General features: G+C 60.4%; 18 protein-coding genes and 1 tRNA gene. 14 read left to right on the top strand and 5 right to left on the bottom strand.

Annotated elements, in window-relative coordinates; genetic code table 11:
• Positions 1-311 precede the first annotated feature (311 nt).
• Together ABI_RS16750 and ABI_RS16755 are read left to right on the top strand one after the other, a co-directional pair.
• Positions 312-4691 (top strand): M10 family metallopeptidase C-terminal domain-containing protein, encoded by a 4380-nt coding sequence (locus tag ABI_RS16750; protein WP_211211184.1) that lies wholly within the window; start codon positions 312-314, stop codon positions 4689-4691.
• 62 nt (positions 4692-4753) lie between these two features.
• Positions 4754-6538, top strand: a complete 1785-nt coding sequence (locus ABI_RS16755; RefSeq protein WP_006274236.1) for an amidohydrolase — start codon at positions 4754-4756, stop codon at positions 6536-6538.
• On the opposite strand, the gene ABI_RS23840 is transcribed toward ABI_RS16755, so the two are convergent.
• Positions 6535-7086 carry a TetR/AcrR family transcriptional regulator gene (locus ABI_RS23840; protein ID WP_006274237.1) on the bottom strand — a complete coding sequence of 184 codons (552 nt, stop codon included), beginning with the start codon at positions 7084-7086 and terminating at the stop codon, positions 6535-6537. The two genes, ABI_RS16755 and ABI_RS23840, sit on opposite strands and share 4 nt — an antisense overlap.
• Positions 7087-7186: 100 nt before the next feature.
• Here ABI_RS23840 and ABI_RS16765 point away from each other — a divergent pair, with 100 nt between their 5' ends.
• From ABI_RS16765 to ABI_RS16775, 3 genes are all read left to right on the top strand, one after another.
• Positions 7187-7846 (top strand): hypothetical protein, encoded by a 660-nt coding sequence (locus ABI_RS16765; RefSeq protein WP_006274238.1) that lies wholly within the window; start codon positions 7187-7189, stop codon positions 7844-7846.
• A gap of 9 nt (positions 7847-7855) precedes the next feature.
• A complete protein-coding gene (locus tag ABI_RS16770) occupies positions 7856-8227 on the top strand; it encodes a VOC family protein (RefSeq protein WP_006274239.1) in 372 nt (123 codons plus the stop codon).
• Between the two features lie 114 nt (positions 8228-8341).
• Positions 8342-8614, top strand: coding sequence for a DMT family transporter (locus ABI_RS16775; protein ID WP_006274240.1), 273 nt, complete (start codon positions 8342-8344; stop codon positions 8612-8614).
• A 54-nt stretch (positions 8615-8668) separates the two neighbouring features.
• Here the strand turns inward: ABI_RS16775 and ABI_RS16780 are convergent, their stop codons facing one another.
• A complete protein-coding gene (locus tag ABI_RS16780; protein WP_050808335.1) occupies positions 8669-10093 on the bottom strand; it encodes an alpha/beta hydrolase in 1425 nt (474 codons plus the stop codon).
• A 132-nt stretch (positions 10094-10225) separates the two neighbouring features.
• On the opposite strand from ABI_RS16780, the gene ABI_RS16785 reads away from it, so the two are divergent.
• From ABI_RS16785 to ABI_RS16820, 8 genes are all read left to right on the top strand, one after another.
• On the top strand, positions 10226-11704 hold the full coding sequence (locus ABI_RS16785; protein WP_006274242.1) for a LytR/AlgR family response regulator transcription factor: 1479 nt from the start codon (positions 10226-10228) through the stop codon (positions 11702-11704).
• A gap of 104 nt (positions 11705-11808) precedes the next feature.
• Positions 11809-11893 (top strand) — tRNA-Leu (locus tag ABI_RS16790).
• Between the two features lie 137 nt (positions 11894-12030).
• Positions 12031-12477, top strand: coding sequence for a hypothetical protein (locus tag ABI_RS16795; RefSeq protein ID WP_006274243.1), 447 nt, complete (start codon positions 12031-12033; stop codon positions 12475-12477).
• 45 nt (positions 12478-12522) lie between these two features.
• Entirely contained in the window at positions 12523-12984 is a 462-nt protein-coding gene (locus ABI_RS16800) for a GyrI-like domain-containing protein (RefSeq protein ID WP_006274244.1), read from the top strand.
• 232 nt (positions 12985-13216) lie between these two features.
• A complete protein-coding gene (locus ABI_RS23845) occupies positions 13217-14446 on the top strand; it encodes an SMP-30/gluconolactonase/LRE family protein (RefSeq protein WP_006274245.1) in 1230 nt (409 codons plus the stop codon).
• 56 nt (positions 14447-14502) lie between these two features.
• Positions 14503-15744, top strand: coding sequence for a dicarboxylate/amino acid:cation symporter (locus tag ABI_RS16810; protein WP_006274246.1), 1242 nt, complete (start codon positions 14503-14505; stop codon positions 15742-15744).
• Positions 15745-16079: 335 nt separating this feature from the next.
• The gene (tig, locus tag ABI_RS16815; RefSeq protein WP_006274247.1) at positions 16080-17432 is read left to right on the top strand and encodes a trigger factor; all 1353 of its coding nucleotides are present in this window, start codon (positions 16080-16082) and stop codon (positions 17430-17432) included.
• A 37-nt stretch (positions 17433-17469) separates the two neighbouring features.
• Positions 17470-18075, top strand: coding sequence for a DUF2059 domain-containing protein (locus tag ABI_RS16820; protein WP_006274248.1), 606 nt, complete (start codon positions 17470-17472; stop codon positions 18073-18075).
• Here the strand turns inward: ABI_RS16820 and ABI_RS16825 are convergent.
• Genes ABI_RS16825 through ABI_RS16835 form a run of 3 tightly spaced genes read right to left on the bottom strand, consistent with a single transcriptional unit; the run spans position 18072 to position 19392 of the window.
• A complete protein-coding gene (locus ABI_RS16825) occupies positions 18072-18557 on the bottom strand; it encodes an SRPBCC family protein (RefSeq protein ID WP_006274249.1) in 486 nt (161 codons plus the stop codon). The two genes, ABI_RS16820 and ABI_RS16825, sit on opposite strands and share 4 nt — an antisense overlap.
• 12 nt (positions 18558-18569) lie before the next feature.
• Positions 18570-19031: a GyrI-like domain-containing protein gene (locus ABI_RS16830; RefSeq protein WP_006274250.1), complete on the bottom strand. Its 462-nt coding sequence runs from the start codon at positions 19029-19031 to the stop codon at positions 18570-18572.
• Positions 19032-19041: 10 nt separating this feature from the next.
• Positions 19042-19392: an ArsR/SmtB family transcription factor gene (locus ABI_RS16835; RefSeq protein ID WP_006274251.1), complete on the bottom strand. Its 351-nt coding sequence runs from the start codon at positions 19390-19392 to the stop codon at positions 19042-19044.
• A gap of 605 nt (positions 19393-19997) precedes the next feature.
• Between ABI_RS16835 and ABI_RS16845 the strand changes: the two genes are divergently transcribed.
• On the top strand, positions 19998-20624 hold the full coding sequence (locus ABI_RS16845) for an ATP-dependent Clp protease proteolytic subunit (protein WP_006274252.1): 627 nt from the start codon (positions 19998-20000) through the stop codon (positions 20622-20624).
• The last annotated feature ends 28 nt before the right edge of the window (positions 20625-20652 follow it).

Here is a 20652-nt window from a genome sequence, read left to right on the forward strand (position 1 = left end):
ATAACCGCCCTCGTTCAATATCTGACGGCCGCCTAGGGCTGCGTCGGACTGTTCGGCGCCAGGATGCGCGCCAGACCCAAAGAATTCGAAACACGCCTTAATTTTATACTTCCCAAAGAGGTTGCCCCATGCGCTTCAAATCGCCCTTTGACGACGATGCCCGCCCCTTCATCCACAGCTATCGTCCTGATGATAATCCGCCACCTGAATTTCACACAAGCGCTTTGCAGCAGGTGAGTTTATCCGTTCCACAATCCGCAAATATGGCGCATCTGCCGGTCGTCTTGGCACCGTCTTTGACGGGGACGATGTTGTCCGACACGCGCTCCGTTTCGGTTGCCGCCGGGGTCACCGGGAGTTCAGGGCCGGGATTGGCCAGCGCGCTGTGGACGTATGTTTATGATCCCACGGATGGTCGCTATGAGTTTTCTCATGACCAGGACATCGATGCGGTGCTGATCGGTTCACGTTGGGACATCACCAACTTGACCTTTAGCTTTCCAGTATCGGGAAGCGTCTATCAGCCGGGCTACGACAGTCCGGGCTTTGTGACAAACCATATCGCCTTCAATGCGATGCAGCAGACTGCGGTGCGCTTGCTCCTCGGCCAGGTCGCGGGTTTTACGCTCCTGTCATTTACTGAAATCACGGAAACGAGCAATACGCATGCCGTTCTGCGCTTTTCCCAGACCAGTGACAGTGGCGTGCCGACGGCGGAGGGCCGTTTCCCTGGCCCAGACGTGGGCGATGGTGACGTTTGGGTGGGTACGTCGACAGATCAATTGGCCTATACAGTCCCTCAGTCCGGCAACTGGGGCATGGACATGCTGCTTCATGAGACCGGACATACCATGGGCCTTAAGCACGGCCATTCAGACTATACGGATTTCGATCTGACCATAGACGGACATGTAAGCACGTTCATGCCGGGGCCGAGATATGGGACGCAGGCCCTGCCTACCGACCACGACAGCTCCGCCTACTCGGTCATGACTTACCGTTCCGATCCTGGAAACGTCATGATGACACCACAAAGCAGCCTCTACGATATGGCGCAGACCTATATGCAGAACGACATTGCCGCTTTGCAATATCTTTACGGTGCAAACTTCAACGTGAACGCCACGGACTCCGTTTACACGTTCGACACCAGTACCGGCGAAATGTTTATTAATGGCGTCGGTCAGGGCATTCCGACACGGCCGGACGGCGATGTCGGCAAGATATTTCGCACGATTTGGGATGGCGGCGGCAACGATACCTATAACCTTTCAAATTCTTTCCGGAACCAGACCGTCGATCTTAATCCCGGTGGTTGGACGATTTTCAATGACCGGCAACTGGCGGATTTGCGGGGAGGCGATCCGGATGTCACGGTTAATGCGCCGGGGAATTTCGCCAACGCCCGTCTGTACAATTTCGATACGCGTTCGCTGATTGAAAATGTCACCACCGGCGCGGGCCACGACACCATCTACGGCAATACCGCTCGAAACCATATCCAGGCTGGAGGGGGCGATGACCTGGTTTATGGCGGCGATGGCTGGGATACCCTGGAGGGGGGCTTCAGCAATGACACGCTCGAGGGAGGCGACGGCTATGACCGCCTTAACGGCGGCGACGGTCAAGACAGTTTAATAGGGGGCACCGGTGACGACACGATTTTAGGTGGGGATGGCACCGACACCCTTGACGGCGGTGGCGGGGACGACGTGCTTCGCGGCGAAACCGGCGGCGGCGGCAGTGCTCGCGGCGGAACTGGAAACGATACCTATTATATGAGTGGCGGTTACATTTTCGAATTGCCTGGGGAGGGGCTGGATGTGCTCTTCGCCGAGGACAACGCCGACCTGGATGACAATGTCGAGACCCTTTATCTGATAGGCGACGGCAATTACCGGGGAATCGGCAATGCCAGCCATAACCTTATTGTCGGGAATGCCGGCAACAATCGGCTGGATGGCGGCGAGGGCAACGATACCTTGCAGGGCGGCAGTGGAAACGACGAGCTGATCGCTGGCGGGATCCTCGGCACCGGTTTGCTGGAGGGGGAGGCCGGAGACGACATTCTGCGGTCCTCCGGCATGGGCGATTACTACGGTGGCGAGGGCAACGATACGATTTGGGCGGGGTTCAGCTTCGTCGGCACCGAATATCTCTACGGCGAGGAGGGCTTTGACATCCTCAATGCCAGCGTAACACCGCTGAACTATAGCTTCGATTTTTTCAGTGGTCTCAGCAACTGGGCCAGCCAAAGACTTAGCGGCTTCGAAGGCATTATTACCGGCGTGGGCCTTGATCACATTGTCGGCGACGACGAAGCCAACATGATCGAGACGGGAGGCGGCGATGACACTCTGAACGGAGGTTACGGCGACGACACCCTTATCGGCGGCGAAGGCGGAGACATTATCGTTGCCGGCCAGGGAGGTGACGGCGCAGATTGGGTAGACGGAGGCGAGGGCAACGACGTCATAACCACATCGGGTGTCGGCGACTATTTCGGTGGCGGCGGGAACGACACCATTCGCGCCGGAATGGACGGAAACGGCATTGAGTTTGTTGATGGTGGCGAAGGCGTAGACCTGCTGGACCTGGGGCTGACTATTCACGACTACGTCCTGAACCTCGCAACAGGTGCCGTTGCCTCCAATCCGGATGAGACCTTTGTGGGATTCGAACTGGTCTTCACCGGCAGCGGACATGATAGCATCACCGGTTCTGATGGCTACAACATCATCGCTACGGGAAGCGGCAACGATACCGTCGATGGAGGCGCAGGTTTTGACGATCTCGATGGCGGTGACGGGCTTGATACGCTGGACTATTCCAGCGCCGGCGTGACCCTGGCGGGTATGGTTGTGGACCTGAGCCTCGCGACGCTGACCAAAGGCGGTCAGACCGAATACGTCCTCAACTTTGAAAACGTCATCGGTGCCGCGGCCAATGAGACCTATTTCGGCACGGTTGACGGCAACCGGCTCGATGGCGGTATAGGCGTTGACGTTTTGCGGGGCGGCCTGGGTGACGATACCTATGTTGTCGACAACAGCAATGACAAGGTTTTTGAGGCCGCTGGGGAAGGCACCGACGCCCTCTACACCTCTGTCAGCTACATGCTGACGGGGCGTTACATCGAAACGGTCTTTATGACCGGCGGTGACGCAATCGCCGTGACCGGCAACAGCCTCAACGACATTATTGTTGGCAATAGCGCCGCCAACACCCTGACAGGCCTGGCGGGGGCGGACCTGCTCGACGGCGGTGCGGGGGGCGATCTTCTCATCGGTGGCTCAGGCAATGACACCTTTTCCGTCGATTCGGCCGGAGATGTGGTCGTCGAAAACGCTTCGGAAGGAATCGATATTGTCGAAGCGTTCGCCAGTGTCACTCTTGGCGATAATGTCGAGAATCTGCGATTTTGGGGCACGGCGAACCTCAATGGGATCGGCAATGCGCTCGGGAACGTCATGACGGGAAACAGCGGCAACAATCGGCTCGATGGCGGTGCCGGTGACGACACTTACTACGTCCAGAATGTCGGAGACAATGTTGTCGAAGCCAATGGTAACGGAACAGACACGGTCTACGCTTCGGTGTCCTACAGCCTGTCCGGGCGCTACGTCGAATCCCTCATACTAACAGGTGTGCAAGCGATTGATGCGACAGGAAATTCCAATGCCAATAACCTGACGGGCAATGGCGGCAACAACCGTCTGGACGGCGGTGCCGGGCATGACCGGCTGAACGGCGGTGCCGGGACGGATACCCTGATTGGCGGCAGTGGAAATGATTCCTTCGTCGTAGATCAGGCGGGCGATATCGTAACCGAGGTATCGCAGGGCGGAATCGACACGGTCGAGACAGCGACAAGTTACACACTGGGCGACAACATCGAAAACATAGTGCTGATGGGATTGGACGACGTGAACGCCGTTGGTAATGCCATGAACAACCGACTCACCGGCAATGCCGGGATCAATTTCCTTGAAGGCGGGTTAGGCGACGACACCTACGTCGTCGACAATGTGTTCGATGTTGCCGCAGAGGCCGCCAATGCCGGTATTGACCTGGTCCTTTCGTCTGTCAGTTTCGTCCTCGGGCCTGAAACCGAAAACCTGACCCTGACAGGGACCGCTGCGATCTCCGGGACCGGCAATGCGATGAACAACGTTCTGACCGGCAATGGCGGGGCCAATGTGCTGTCTGGCGGCCTGGGAAATGACACCTATTACGTCCAGAACAGCAATGACAACGTCATCGAGGGCGGTGGCGCCGGTAGCGACCTTATCTTCTCATCCGTGTCGTACGGCCTTAACGGCCGTTATGTCGAGCGTTTGATTCTCACCGGAAGCGCGGATATCGATGCCTTCGGCAACAGCAATGGCAATAGCCTGACCGGCAACGATGGCAATAACCATTTGAATGGAAAGGGAGGTGCGGACAACCTCACCGGAGGATTAGGCAGCGATATATTTGTCTTTGAAGCCAGCAATGGTCGAGACAAGGTCCTGGACTTCCAGACGGCGGACGTCGACCTGATTGACATCAGCGCCCACACGGGTGGTGTCGCCAACTTTGATCTGTTGCGCCAAAACGGAGCCGACGCCGTCATCGATCTGGGAGGGGGCAATATGATCACCGTCATCAATGTAACGACCGACGTGCTCGTCAGCTACGTTATCTGGTAGCACGGCTTGACAGAGGTTACGGCACGCCGTCTCCTGCTGATCTGGTGGACGGAGGCTAGGTGATGAAAGAACGGTTGCGTGTGTCGTGCTTGGTGCTGGCGGTGTGGGCGTTGGGCTTTCATGCCGTGGCCGCGCCGAAGCCGGCGGACGCCGTCTTCGTCAATGGCAAGGTCCTGACCCTGGATGCCAACAGCACGGTGGCCCAGGCGGTGGCGGTCAGCGACGGCCGAATCGTCTTTGTCGGTGACGACACCGGCGCCAAGGCGTTGACCGGCCGCAAGACCACGGTCGTCGACCTGCAAGGGCGGACCCTGATGCCCGGCCTGGTCGACGGTCACATGCACCCGCAATCGGGCGGCCTGCGGACGCTCGGCTGCAATCTCAACTACGAGCGGCTGACTCGCGAGGACTTTCTGGGGCGGATCCAGGCCTGCCTCGACGCCGAAGCCGATGCGCCGGCTGACCGCTGGCTGGTGGTCATCAACTGGTTCCAGCAGGACATGATTCCGGCGGGTTTCGCCCCGACCAAGGCCGATCTCGATACGCTGAAGACGCGCCGTCCGGTCATGGTGCGCTCATCGTTCGGTCACTCGGCCCTAGTCAATTCCACGGGTTTGGTCGCCGCGAAAATCGCCCGGGACACGCCCGATCCCAAGGATGGCCGCATCGTTCGCGGTAACGACGGCGATGCGACCGGCCTGCTGGAGGACGCTGCCCAGTCTCAGGTTCAGGCGCTGATTCCGCCGCCCGACGAAGCGACCAACCTGAAGGCGACGCGTGTCGCGCTGAAACTTATGGCAGAGCAGGGGATCACCACCTTCCTCGACGCCTATACCGATATCGAGACACTGACGGCCTACCAGACCCTGTACCGTAGTGGCGAACTGTCGGCGCGCGGCCATTTCGCCGTTCTGGTCGACGCCACCGAAAACTACGATCCGGCCCCCGCGGTGGCCGAGGTAGTGCGTCAGCGCGAGGTCTACGACACCGGCGACCAGGGTGTGAAACCGGGCCTGCGCATCCACACCGCCAAGCTTTTCCTGGACGGTGTCATCACAGCGCCGGCCTTCACCGGAGTTATGGTGGCGCCATACTTCGAAAAACCTGGAAGTGATAGCGATCCTCATTGGCGGCCCGGTAGTAACAAGGGGCCGAAATCCTATTTCAGCTATGACCAGTTGACCGACACCCTGCGGCGTCTGGCCGATGCCGGGATAGACCCGCACATGCATGCTGACGGTGATGGCGCGGTTCGCCTGGCGCTGGATGCCGTGGCCGACCTGCGCCGCACGCACCCGGGCAAGGATATTCGTCCGGCTATCGCCCATGCCGAGATCGTCGATCCAGCCGACTATCCGCGCTTTGCCGAACTTAACGCCGTGCCGGTCCTGTCGTTCCAGTGGGGCAAACCGGCGGCCGACACCATCGAAGGCGCCCGCGACTATCTCGGGCCCTATCGTCACGCCATCATGGAGCCGTCGGGCCTGTTGGCCATCTATGGCGCGCGCCTGACCTTCGGCAGCGACTGGCCGGTCGATCCGCTCAACGAATGGTTCGCGTTGAAGGTTGCCGTGACCCGCACAACGACCCGTGAAGATCAGGCTAAGTATCCCGGCAGGTTGGGCATCGACCCTGGTTTGAGTTTGGACACGGCCTTGCGCGCCATGACGTCGGGTTCTGCCTATGCCTTGCATGTTGAAAGCGATGTTGGCTCGATCGAAGTGGGCAAATATGCCGACCTGATCGTACTGGACCGCGACCTGACCGTGACGGCTCCAGAAGACCTGGGCGACACGAAAGTGGTGCTGACTATGGTCGGCGGCAGGGTGGTTTACCGGCGAGATTAGTCTCCCAGAACAGCCGCCACCAGGCCTTGGCTGGTGCGATGAATGACGTCGGCCAGCACAGTCTGCGATACGGAGACTTGGCCCAGGATCCACGGCGTCAGCACGGCGAACTGGGCGGCGGCGATCTGCGAGGCCAGAAGACGCAGAGGAATCGGCGGCGGCGTGTCCGACAATTTTTCCAGGCGTGCCTCGATTAGTTCGGCTAGCACATCCAGCATGATGTCGCGCGCCGGCAGGTAGAAAAGCACCCGTCCGAGGGCCTGGCGTTCCTTGAAGTGCTGCAGCCACCAGCCCAGTTGCGCCGGTACATCGCGTGATCCGATCACCGCCGCCAAGGCCGACATCGGCATGGTCAGGCTGTCGCGCAGCATGTCGCTCTTGGTGCGAAAATGCTCATACAAGGTCGATCGGCCGACATTGGCCCGCTGGGCCACGGCCGCCACTGTCACGTCGTTGTAGTTCAACTCGAACAGCAACTCGATAAAGGCGCGGCGGATGGCCTGGCGGGTCTTTTCCTGACGGCGATCCAGCGAGTCGTTGGTGGACATGTTGCTCCCTTTGTCCGGTATCAGACAAAACCTATGCCGAATTTGGCGACGAAGCGCACGTGTTTTTCTAGGCTGGTCTCTCACTTCTGAGGAAACCGTTATGACTCAAATTACGCCCTTGCGCCTGAACGCGCCGGCCTATGGCTGGTTGCTGGGGCTGTCGACCCTGGCCGCCCTGGCCTTGATCAGCCATCATCCAACCGCCAGTGTCGGCCATCCCGAGGACGGCCTGAACAACATCCTGGCCGTCGCCGCCCAGGGCCGGCACGTGCATGGCGCCCTGACCGCCATGCTGCTGTTGTTCGCCACAGGCTTTTCCGGTTTTGCCTGGCGGCTGGGCATTTCGCACCCGCTGGTGATGGCCGGTTGGCTTAGTTATGTCGGTGGCAGCCTGGTCATGATGCTGGCGGCGCTGTTCGACGGCTTTGTCATCGCCGATATTGCCGCGCGCATGGCCGACCAGCGCCAGGCCGCCTTCGACTTGATTCATTTCAGCGGTATCGTCATCCAGGCCCTGGCCCGGCTCGCCTTCGTGCTGATGGCCCTGAGTTCGCTGCTATGGGGCTTGGCCCTGTTGCACCGCAAAGGCTGGACGCGCGGGCTCGGCCTGCTGGGCATCGTCGTCGGCGCGCTTTCGCTGGCCTTCCTACTGTTGACGGCGATAGGTTTCGACGTTGGTCGTTTGTTGATCTATATGGCCGTCCAGACCGTCTGGCATGCCGCCGTCGCCCTGTGGCTGATCCGCACGAAGCCGGAATAGGAGATTCGTATGCCCGCCATTCTCGACCAACGCCTGTTTCTCCCGACCAAGAACTTCCGGCGCTCGATCGACTTCTACACCCGTCTGGGCTGGACTTCGGTCTATCAGGACGCCGACCTGGCGCTGATGAAGCTGAGTCCGTCGCACTTCTTCCTGCAGAATGCCTTTGTCGAGGCGTGGGCGCATAACACCATGGTGCACCTGATCGTCGACGACGCCACCGCCTGGTACGACAAGGTGAAACAGGTCAAGGCCGACGGCGGCTTTGCTGAGGTGACCGTGCATCCACCGCGGCGCGAAGCCTATGGCGCCCTGGCGACCCATATACTCGATCCCGCCGGGGTACTGCTGTTCTTTGCCCAGATGGACCAACCGGCCTGATCTTGACGTGGAGCATCCGATTTCCTAAGTGGGCGGCGCGGAGACCACGTTCCCGCCGCCTGACCTGAGGTGGATCAAGACCGGGACGGCCCGGCAGCTCTTTTGGAGACTGTCATGGCGTGGTTCGTTCTGGTTATCGCCGGTATTTTCGAGGTCATCTGGGCCTATGCGATGAAGCAGTCGCATGGTTTTACGCGGCTATGGCCCAGCATCATCACCATTGTCGGCATGCTGATCAGCTTCGGCCTTCTGTCCTGGTCGATGAAGTCGTTGCCGCTGGGAACCGCCTATACGGTGTGGACCGGGATTGGCGCGATCGGCGCCTTTATCGTCGGCGTCGCGGTTCTGGGGAGCCGGCCAGCCCGATGCGTATTGCCGCAGCGGTAATGATCGTTGGCGGGCTGGTGCTGATGAAGCTGTCCAGCCCGGCCTGACACACGGCTACATCCGTGGGGCGAAAGGCGGTGCCTTGACCACGATCTGCGTCGTCTGTGGCGTCTGCCCGCGCATGAATTCGGCGATGACTTGGGTCACTTCCGGCGATACCATAAACATGTTGTGACCAGCATTTTCCACCGTCACCGTAGTCACATTCGACAGAGCCGCCACCGCAGTGTGCTGCTCGAACGGATAGGTGCGCCCGTCCAAGCTGCCGGCCAGCACCAAGACAGGCATATTGCCCTGCGGCGCCGTGCGGAAGCCATCGCCCAGGTCGAGGCCGAGAGCGCCGGCCAGGTGCGGCATGGGATAGTTCAGAACGTCGCCCAGTATAGCGGTCTTCGCCTCCGCCTCAACCTGGGCCAGGCGTTCGGCGCCAATGCCTGAGGCGATATCCATGGCCAGAGGCATCAGGCGGAACTCTTCCGGTGCGCCCGGCGACATGAAGCGCCCCAGCAAGCCCGCGACTGGGTCAGTCATGCCGGCATCGACCGCCAAGTATAGCATCAGCAACTGAGCCGCGGTCTGGGGATCGGCGATCGAGGCGCTGGCCAGCATTTGCATGACCTCGCCGGTCAAAAGCATGGGCTTGGGACCATCCGTCGTCGGCACTTGCAGCATGACCGGTGCTGCATCCAGTCGGGCGTGAACACCGCGCATCAGCCCCTTGATATCCGGGTAGACGGTCTTTGCCGCCGGTTCCAGATCGATGGCGGCCTGCAATCGATCGAAATAGGCATCCGTCTCTGACGGCAGCTTTACCGTCTGGTCCAACCCTTCGACGCTGGCCAGAACGACCTTGTCAATGCGGGCGGGCATCTCTTTCACCGCAGCCAGCGCCAGATGGGTTCCGTAGGAGATACCCCATAGAGTGACTTTTTCGGCGCCGAGGTGGGCGCGCAAAGCGTCAATGTCGCGCGCGTTTTCCACCGTCGTATAGCCGGCCGGATCGAACCCGGCCGCCCGCCAGAAGACGGCGCACTGTTCGGCCGCCTGGCGCAGCAACTGGTTGCGATCGGCTGGTGCGACGACGCGGTCCATCGGGATGACCACGTCCGAGACGCACTTCGGCGCGGCTTCCGACAGGCCGGTGCCGCGCTGGTCCAGCGCGATAACATCGCCAAATTCGCGCATAGCCATGAACAGGGGAAAGCGCTCGTGTTTGGCCGTGTCGATGCCGGACCCGCCCGGTCCGCCGGCCAGGTAGACAATCGGTGCGCCCGGTTTGGCGCCCGTGGCCGGGAAGCGGACATAGTGAATATCGATTATGCGGCTGTTCGGGTCGGCTCGGTTTTCAGGCACCGTAAACGAACCGTGGAAGGCATCGACCTTTTGGCCAGACTTGCTTTCGAAGACCAATGCGTCTTCGGCCGCCATCACCGGAGCAGCGGTAAGAAGGAGGAAGGCGAAGGGGAGGGTGAATTTCATAGGGCACCTGTGGCTGAACATGCCACCACCCTTAGTTCGCGCAGGCCGGACGTCATGCGTCTTTCGGCCGGTGGTGGCGGATTTCCGGTGAATGGCGATGACGGGGGGCATTGGATCGGCTAACGGTAGGGCATGAGGTCGTTTCTCGCCGCGCTTGTCTTTGTCTTTCTGTTCGTGCACGCCGCCGTCGCCCAGACCACGCCGACCGGTGATGTTTCCGTGTGTCCCGTAACCACCGCCGAGCCGCCGGCGCGGTTCGATGATCCTGCCTGTCGCTCGGCCACAATCGCCGGCCTGGACCCACAGGGTCGCGATATCTGGGTCCGCGCCACGATCGACGTTCAGCCGACGGCGAACGCGCCAATGGGCCTCTATGTTTTGGCCAAGGCGTCGACCGAGGCCTGGGTCAACGGCGTGCGGGTCGGCACCAATGGAAGGCCGGGCGCTTCAAAAGCGGTGGAAACACCAGGCCGCATGGACAGTGTGTTTTACCTGCGCGACGGGCTGTTGCGCGCGGGCAGCAATGAGGTCGTCCTGCGCATGTCGTCTTTCCACGGCAGCATCCGGCTGAGCCAACCGGTGCACTGGATTGCCATCGCGCCCTATGCCGACCCGACGGACAAGCTGCTGCGCCTGTACTGGCCGTCCCTGGTGACTTTCGGTGTACTGCTTGCTGGCGCCTTCTTTTTCGCCAGCTCGGCCCTGTCGGCCGTCAATCGCCGCGATCCACTGCTGTTGGCTTTATTGTCGCTGCTGGCGGCGGCGCAACTGTTCGCGGAAACCTATCGCGGTCTGGCACCCTATGCTTATCCCGTCCAGGACGCACGATTGATGGCGATTACCGGCCTGTCGGCCGCATTCAGCGTGACACTGGCGGCACTGGTGACATGGCGATTTGTCGAGCAGAGACGATTCGCTGTTTTGGCGGGTGTTGTGGGACTGATACTGGTGCCTTTGATCCTGATGCCGGGCTTTGATGGCAAGGCTGCCTTTTCGATCCTGGCGGCTGCGGCGGCCAGCGCCGTGATCTCCGGCCTTGCGGCCTTTAAAGGCGACCGGGCAGGGCGGTGGTGGACCATTGTCCTTACGGCATTCGCAGGGTCGATCCTGGTATCCCAGGACATGTTTCTCAATGCGATCTTCTTCTACGAAGTCGCGGCTTTGCTGCTGGTGCTATTCGTCGTGCGGGCCCTGACGTTCGAACGCGAACGGCGCGAGCACGAAAAGGAGCGGATTCGGGCACACGATTTGGAACTGGCGCTATCGCGCGCGACCCAGGCGCAGGCCCTGGCCACCTTACGGATCAATGCCGCCGGCAGTGTTACGATCGTCAAGGCTTCCGACATCGCCCTGTGCAAGGGCGCTGACGACTATGTGGAACTGCATTTGGCGGACGGCCGAACCATCCTGCACAACGGCGGGCTGGCAGAGCTTGAGGCCGAACTGCCGCCTGGCTTCCTGCGTGTGCATCGATCCTTCATTGTCAACACCGCCTTTGTCGAAAAGCTGACGCGCGACGCGACAGGAACGGGGGTTTTGACCCTGTCGACAGGCGCCCAGGCCCCGGTCAGCCGAAGGATTATGCCGAAGGTGAGGAGCGCGTTAGCTTGAGGTAGCACAAACGCCGCCCGGATCGAATCGTATTAGAAATAGTTCTGTCATGCGGGTGCGCGCTTGACCTTCCTTTTTATTTCCGCCAAAGACGCCGCGGACCTGCGGATGTGGCGGAACTGGTAGACGCACTGGGTTTAGGTTCCAGCGCTGCAAGGCGTGGAGGTTCGAGTCCTCTCATCCGCACCAATCCCCACCAGACTATTTCCCTGAGACGTTGATCCGACGACAGCGTTGGCGGGTGGCCTGGTCATAACCGTTGGCCTGTGCGCTGGCCATAAGAATCACCCCTTGCGCTTTCGTCCCGGTCTGCCACATAGCAGGGCATGACCGACACCAATGCCTATCCACAAACCTATCGTCCCTGGTTGTCCATCGCTGTCTTAGGCGGCTGTTTGGCGCTGATCGCCGGCAAACTGGTGTTCATGCTGCTGAGTCCTGCCACCCAGCCGCAGGCCATGCGCGATATGGCGCTGTTTCTGCCTATGGCAGGGCTTTTCGGCTGGTACGCGACCAATCGGTTCACGCTGACCGCCGATCGCTTCGACAATCGTTATCTGTGGAAGCACCAGGTCTATAACCGTGGCGCCATCGTCAACGTCGAGGACGTGCGCAGCGTCCGCGGTCGAATGTCGGTGGTGCTGATGGTGCGTGAGGCAGACGGCCGTACCCGTCCCATTTATGTCTCGCCGCCGGGCAAGGGCGGCAAGGCCTTCGCCGCCTGGCTGGGCGGTCTGCCGGGCTCGGAAGCGTTGGCTGCTGCCGGAAACTGACGCGGACTCACGCCTTGATGCGGGAAACACAAGGGAGGCCAACCGATGGCGACCGAACCGTACCGCCTTGAAACCGCTCCTGAGCGCAAGCTGACAGGACTAAGCGGCCATTACGATATGACCACCAATTCGCAGATCCCGGCGCTGTGGGACAGGTTCAACACGTTTGAACTGCCCGAGCGGCCCGACCCGGAGGTCTATTACGGCGTCTGCTACAACAATAGCGACTCAGGTTTCGACTATCTGTGCGGCGTGGAGATTGCGGACGACCTTGAACTTCCGGCTGAATTTAACGTTCTTGACATCGCGGCGCAAACCTATGCTGTCTTTACCCATACAGGCCATATTTCCGGGATCGGCCACACTTGGGGGCAGGTCTGGCAGCAGCACGTGCCGCAATTCGGGCTGAAGGTTTTGCCGGCGCCGTTTTACGAACGCTACGGTCCGGACTTCGACCCCGAAAGCGGAAATGGCGAAGTGACAATCTGGATACCGGTAGCAGGTTAAACATGGCGGCGCCGGTGTGGTGTGCCTTTCTTTCGGAAACGATGCTGCGGTTACTCTGACGGTAAGTCGCCCCACCACCATTTCGCTGCGCGTCACTTCGCTTTGCTACGTTTTGCTTCGCTCATGGTCCCCCTCCCCACACGTGGGGAGGTATGATATTACGCTTAACCGTTTTGTAACTGGCGCAACCGTCCGCCCGTGCTACCGTCGCGCGAGGAAGACGGAGGGCATCATGCGGTGGACAGGGCTTTTGACAGCAGCAGCGTGGCTGTTGGCCGGCAGCGCCATGGCGCAGGATTTCGACATCAACGCCTTCCGGCAGCACCGCAAGGCGGCGATCGCGGCGGTCAATGGTGGCGATTTCGCCGCCGCCCGCAGCGAAGTCGCTCAGGCCCGGGCCCTGTTGCCGTCGGCGCCTTCTGTGCTGATGCTGGGGGCGCAGATCGAGTCGGCTGCCGGTGACAACCCAGCCACCAAGGCCTGGGTCGACGATTATCTCAAACGCGGCCTATGGTTCGATCCGGCGCGTTATCCCGGCCTGATGATGGTGATGGACGACGCGGCCAAGGCGCTGTTGGCGGCCAATGGCGCCGATCTCGGCAGCTTTGCCACCCTCGCCGAAATCCCCGAAGCCGTCCTGGTTGAAAGCGTCGCCATCGCCGGCGATGGCAAACTGTATTTCGGCACTGTCCATGACGGCGCCGTCAACCGGCTGGAAAAGCGCTATGTCATTCACGACCTTCCTGGCGGTGTCGGCGGTTACGGCCTGGCCGTCGATGCGGATACGGCATGGCTGGCGACCAGCCCCGGTGGCGTTGCCGGCGTTTCGGCAGCTTTGCGCCTTCCTGAGGTCCTGCAGCTTCGTCTGAAGGACGGCGAACTGTTGCAGCACTTCGGTCATGACGATGCCAAGGGGTTTAATGACCTGGCTCTGGGCAAGACGGACCTTTACACCAGCGACAGTCAGGGCGGCGCTGTCTACCGCCTGAGGGGCCGGGGAGGCGCCTTGGAGGGGCTTATCCCCGCCGGTAGACTGGGTTCGCCGCAGGGCTTGGCAGAAAGCTCCGACGGCAAGACCCTGATCGTTGCCGACTATCCGTCGGGGCTGTGGCGGGTCGACCTTGCGACCGGCGCGGCTTCGCTGCTGGCCGTGCCGGACACGGCGTCGCTGACCGGCGTCGACGGCGTGGTGCGCGACGGCGACGACCTGATCGTCGTCCAGAACGGCGTCAAGCCGGCCCGGGGCCTGCGTGTCCACATGAAGCCCGACTGGCAGGCGATTGAGTCGGTTGAGGTTCTGCTGCGTGGCGGCCAACTGGAAGAACCGACCGGCGGCGTGATCGATGGCGGCGACTATGTCTTCGTCGCGCGCAGCCAATGGACCGATTTTGGCGACGACGGCGGCGTTGTGGAGGGCGGCGCCAAACCGGCCATCATCGGCAGGCTCAAGCTGCGCGATTGACAAGCCGCCGCGGTCCATCCGATAGTCGCTGCTGAAATCTGTTCGGGGTCTTCTCTATGAAGTCGAAATTCGCGCTGTTCATTCTCGCCGCCATGGTGCTGGGCGTTGCCGCCGGCTGGGGGACGCACAACTATCTCGACCCGGCCTATACGCCGACGGCGATCATGATCTTCGGGATGCTGACCAAGATTTTCATCACCCTGATCAAGATGATCATCGCGCCCCTGGTGCTGTTCACCCTGATCGCCGGTATCGGTCACATGGAAGACGCCGCCACCGTTGGCCGGGTTGGGGCCAAGGCCATGGCCTGGTTCATCGTCGCGTCGATCGTGTCGCTGCTCCTGGGCATGGTGATGGTAGAGTGGCTGCAACCCGGCGCCGGCATGTCTTTGGGCGCCGTGGGCGAGGCGGCCAAGGTTCCGTCCACCGCAAATTTCACCATTGAAAGCTTTATCCTGCACCTGATCCCGTCGTCGATCATCGACGCCATGGCCAAGAACGAAATCCTGCAGATTGTTGTCTTCTCGGTCTTTGTCGGGACGGCCATCGCCATGCTGGACGACAAGGCGCCGCAGATCATGCACCTGGCCGAACAGGGCGCGGCCATCATGCTGAAGGTCACCGAACTGGTCATGCTGTTCGCGCCGTTCGCCATCTTCGGGGCCCTGGCCAAGACCGTGGCGGAACAGGGGCTGCCGATCCTGGTCACCTATGCCAAGTTCATGGGCGGTTTCTATGCCTCGTTGGGGGTGTTGTGGGTCATCCTGATCGTGGCCGGCCTGCTGGTCGTTGGGCCGCGCCTGTTCAAGATCCTGGCTGTGGTACGCGATCCGGCTTTGCTGGCCTTCTCGACCGCCTCGTCTGAAGCCGCCTATCCGAAGGTGTTGCAGGCCTTGCCGCAGGTCGGCGTGTCGCGCAAGATCGTCTCCTTCGTCCTGCCGCTGGGCTATTCGTTCAACCTCGACGGCTCGATGATCTACTGCACCTTTGCCACACTGTTCATCGCTCAGGCTCATGGCGTGGAATTCACCACCGGGCAGATGGTGATGATGCTGTTCCTGCTGCTGATCACCTCCAAGGGAATCGCCGGCGTGCCGCGTGCGTCTCTGGTGGTCATCATGGCGACCCTGACCTATTTCGGCCTGCCGGAAGAATGGATCGCCCTGGTGCTGGGCGTCGACCACCTGCTCGACATGGGCCGCTCGGCGACCAACGTTGTTGGCAACACCGTCGCCTCGGCCGTGGTCGCCAAGTGGGAAGGGCAGCTTGAGCCGGAAGTGATACCGGAAAAAGCGTGACCGGAAAAACGCGCTTGGGATAGCAGGAGAATGCTAACCAGGCGTGAGTTCCCTTGGACAATCCTGCACGCTTTCCCGCAGGAAAATTTTCTGCTGGGTGTTTTGGGATCTATGTCCTTATCTAGACGTGCCTTTAGGCCGGGCGCGGCTGGTTTCGATTTTTTGCCGTTAAGGCTATTTCGCCGGATATAGCCGTTGACCTGCCGCCCAATCATGCCATAAGGGCTCATCTTTCGGCGCGCCCGCAGCAAGCGGTCGCGCTTTGTCTCTTTCAGCCGCCGGATTCGGGCCCGTTCAGGGAGCGGACACTGATCCGGCTTAAGGTGCCAAAACCGATGCAAGTCGTTGAAAAATTGAATGAAGGTCTCAGCCGCGTTCTCGAGGTCACGATCGCCAAAGACCAGTTGACTCTTAAGCTGGACGCCAAGATCGCCGAGATCGCTCCCAAGATGAACATCAAGGGCTTCCGCCCGGGCAAGGTGCCTCAGGGCCATGTCCGCAAGATGTACGGCAAGGAGCTGATGAGCGAAATCGTTCAGGAAACCCTCAACGAAACCACGCAAAAAGCCCTCGACCAGGCCTCGATCCGTCCGGCGTCGCAACCGGAACTGACGCCGATCGGCGACATCGAGCAGGTCATCAAGGGCAATTCCGATCTGGCCTATTCGATCGCCGTCGAAATGATGCCGATCTTCACGCCGGTCGAGCCGGCCTCGATTGAATTGACTCGCCCGGTCTATACGCCGTCCGACGCCGATATCGACGAAGCCCTCAAGAACGTCGTGTCGCAAACCAAGCAATACGAAGCCAAGGCCGGCAAGGGCAAGGCCGCCCCGAAGGCAGAAGATGGCGACAAGCTGATCATCGACTTCGTCGGCAAGATCGGTGACGAAGCCTTCGAAGGCGGTTCGGCCGAAGACGCCGAACTGGTCATCGGTTCGGGCCAGTTTATCCCGGGTTTCGAAGAGCAACTGGTCGGCGCCAAGAAGGGCGAGACCAAGACGCTGAACGTCACCTTCCCGGAAAACTACGGCGCGAAGAACTTGGCCGGCAAGGAAGCGACCTTTGAAACCACCGTCAAGGACATCCTGGCGGCGAAGGAAGGCGAGGCTGACGACGAACTGGCCAAGACCCTGGGTCTGGAAAGCCTCGACGCCCTGAAGAACATCCTGAAGACCCAACTCGAACAGCAGTTCAACAGCGCGTCGCGCTTCAAGATGAAGCGTGCCCTGCTGGACGTCCTGGACGAAAAGCACGACTTCGAACTACCTTCGCGCATGCTGGAAGCTGAATTCCAGGGCATCTGGGGTCAGGTCGAGCAGGACAAGGCCAATGGCCAGCTTTCCGAAGAAGACGCCGCCAAGTCCGAAGAGGATCTGAAGGCCGAATATCGCAAGATCGCCGAGCGCCGCGTCCGTCTGGGCCTGGTGCTGGCCGAAATCGGCACCCGCCAGAACGTCCAGGTCACTGATCAGGAAGTGACCCAGGCGATCATGCAGGAAGCTCGCAACTATCCGGGCCAGGAGCGCCAGGTGTTCGACTTCTACCGTAACAACCCGGCTGCCGCGGCTCAGATTCGCGCGCCGATCTACGAAGAAAAGGTCTGCGACCTTATCTTCACCCTGGCTACGGTTACCGACTCGCCGATCAGCAAGGAAGACCTGCTGAAGGAAGACGACGAAGCGTAAGAGCTTCAGTCAACGACAAATTTAAAGGAGGCTCGCTATGGCGGGCCTCTTTTTTCTTGCCCGCCGTCCAGCCTTGGGCCAAGTTGAGGCCTGTTATTTTATGGGGGATATCATGCGCAAAACGTTTCTGGTTCTTTTTGCCTCGACCGCTTTGCTGGGCGGAGTGCCGGTAATGGTTCACGCCGAAACACTGGCCGCCGCGGCGCCCGATGCGGCGACGCAGCGCAAGATCGATCTGGTCGACCGCTATTTCAAAGCTGTCCATTTCAATGAGATGATGGACAATATGATGAAGTCGATGATGCCGGCTATGGTGGACTCCATGCGCCAGCAATATCCGCAGATGTCGCCGGAACTGAGCCAGGCGCTGAGCGAGTCCTCCGTGGCGGTGATGGCCGAATTCATCCCGGAATTCCAGAAAGAGACCGTCGTGCTATATGCCGAGGCCTTCTCGGAGGAAGAGCTGACTCAACTGGTGAATTTTTACGAGAGCCCGGTCGGCCAATCCATCATGGCCAAATCGAATGCGATGATGCCGAAGGTGACGCAACTGGCGGTGAAGATGATGCCAGGTGTCCAGGCGAAGATGATGGACCGGCTTTGCAGCAAAATTGACTGCAAAGCCCTGAAACCTGCCGCCTAGGCCAGGATGGCTTCCAATCGTTCATAGCTGCCTTCCATGCCTTCGGCCATGCCTGTGGCCATGGCGCCGTCGCGAGCTTCCTTCGACGGATAGACGACGATCAGGGTCATTTCGGTCCGGCCGCCATTTTCTTCGAGCATAAGCGTGCAGGTGGTTTCACCGCCGGTCCAGTCCTCGTCGAACAGTTCGGTGTGGACGATCTTGGCTGGCGCTTCGATCTCGAGATAGGTGCCGCCCATGCCCATGGTGCGGTCCGCCTTCTTCCAAACATAGCGGAACGTGCCGCCGACCCGCAGGTCGATCTCACACACCGGCATGGTCCAGCCGTCCGGTCCCAGCAGCCAGCGCCTGACCAGTTCCGGCTTGGTATGGGCGTCGAAGACGAGCTGCGCCGACGCCTTGAACGGCCGCTTGAAGCACAATTCGGTGTCGGACGGCGCGCTGATTTCCAGGGCGCCGTAAAGCTTGGTGATGGCGTTCATTGTCTGGTCCTTTCAGAGCAGGGGACGGTTGAGCTGGGTTTGATACTGTGTCAAATCCGGACCCGTTTCAGGACCCTTGGTGTAGACTTCCCAAAGGGTCGGGGCGGGGTTCAGATTTTGGTCGTTCATCCAGGCGATGAACTGGCCCCAGGCATTGCCCAGGCCTTCGTAGCCGCCTGTATAGACGGTGCGTGCTGTGCGCCCGCCGGGCAGGACGCCGTTGGTCACCCGGCCATCGGGCTTTATCTCGGCATCGACCGGCAGGCAGATTGCGAAGTCAAAACTTTCTCCCGGCATCTTCAGGTGATGGGTGAACCACGGACCGGTCGGCGTGACGCCCTGGGCGCCCAGTACGGCATGCAGTTCCTGGATGCCGGGCCCCATAACCTTCATGATCTCGGACGACGGGCAGGCAATGGCGATCCGCGCGACCTTTTGTGGCGGCAGGTCGAGGACTTCGGGTGCACTGATCACAGTGGGCTCCTTAATTTATGGGGTCGTTCGAGGTCGGGCCGGCTTGCAGCTCTTCCAGAAGCGAGTCGAGACGCCGGTAGCTGGCCTCCAGGGCGCGGACATAGTCGTCCATCCACGACGTCGCAGCCTTCAAAGGCTCGGTCTGAGCGCGAACGGGACGTTTCTGCCCGTCGCGGCCGCGGGTGACCAGGCCGGCATGCTCCAGTACCTTCAGGTGCTTGGAAATGGCCGGCTGGCTCATGGCGAAGGGCGCGGCCAGTTCCATCACTGTCTGTTCCCCCGACGCCAGCCGGGCCAGGATGGCGCGGCGGGTGGGGTCGGCGAGGGCGATGAAGGTGGCGTCTAGGTCGGCGGGCGACATTTTCATAACTCATGGGTTATATAACGTATTGGTTATGTATTCCGTCACCGAGCATCTGTCAACGCGAAACCTAAACTTCAGACATACGTGGTAGGGACATACTCAAGCGAGTAAGGAGAGTTTGGGGTGGAGGTGTTTTCATATCTGGCTGGGGCGATCTTGGGACCCGCCGTCGGCGCCTTCTTCTTTTTCAGATGGCGGCAAGCACAGCCCGGTTACAGTGTGTTTGAGGGCGCTGTGACCGTTGTTCTTCTAACCGGAATACTGGTGGGCTATGCCCTCTTGATGTCACGCGGTGAGGCCGCTCTAACCGGGAGGGGGCAATCAGATTGGCTGGATGGTGCTGGCGTTGTGGCTATGTTTCTTGGCCTTTTCCTGCTTCCGGCTCTGGCAGGTCTTTTACTCGGGCACCTCTCCTCCCTTCTCGTCAAGTGGCTGCGCCCACGTATCAGCAGGTAGTTGAGGTTTCCGCCTTGCGATCACCCCTTGAAAACCTCAGCGCAAATTGCCAAGTAAGATTGGAAAGCTCGGCACACACTTAGAGTTAAGAATTTCCCCTTACAAAAGCGGCTGACGCCCCATTTTGAGCCCCAAAGGATTCGTCTATGCGCGACCCCGTCGACAACCTGACATCTTACCTGATCCCCACTGTCATCGAACAGTCCAGCCGCGGTGAGCGCGCCTACGACATCTATTCGCGGATGCTGAAGGAACGAATCATCTTCCTCACCGGCCCGTTCGAAGACGGCATGGCGACCTCGATCTGCGCTCAGTTGCTGTTCCTCGAATCGGAAAACCCGAAGAAGGAAATCTCGATGTACATCAACTCGCCCGGCGGGCAGGTGACATCGGCCCTGGCGATCTACGACACCATGCAATACATCAAGTCGCCGGTGACGACGGTGTGCATGGGCATGGCGGCTTCGGCGGGTTCGCTGATCCTGCAGGCCGGAGAGAATGGCCAGCGTATTTCGCTCCCGAACTCCAAGATCATGGTGCACCAGCCCTCCGGCGGCGCGCGCGGTATGGCCTCTGACATCGAGATTCAGGCCGAGGACATGCGCAAGACCAAGAAGCTCCTGAACGAAATCTACGTCAAGCACACCGGTCAGCCTTACGAAGTCATCGAACGCACCCTGGACCGTGACCGTTACATGACGGCCGAGGAAGCCAAGGAGTTCGGTCTCATCGATCATGTGTACGAAAAGCGCGCCGATCCTGTTGCTGCGTGAGCCACACTGACGGGCTGCAAACCGTCAC

Source organism: Asticcacaulis biprosthecium C19 (assembly GCF_000204015.1).
Lineage (GTDB): Bacteria > Pseudomonadota > Alphaproteobacteria > Caulobacterales > Caulobacteraceae > Asticcacaulis > Asticcacaulis biprosthecius.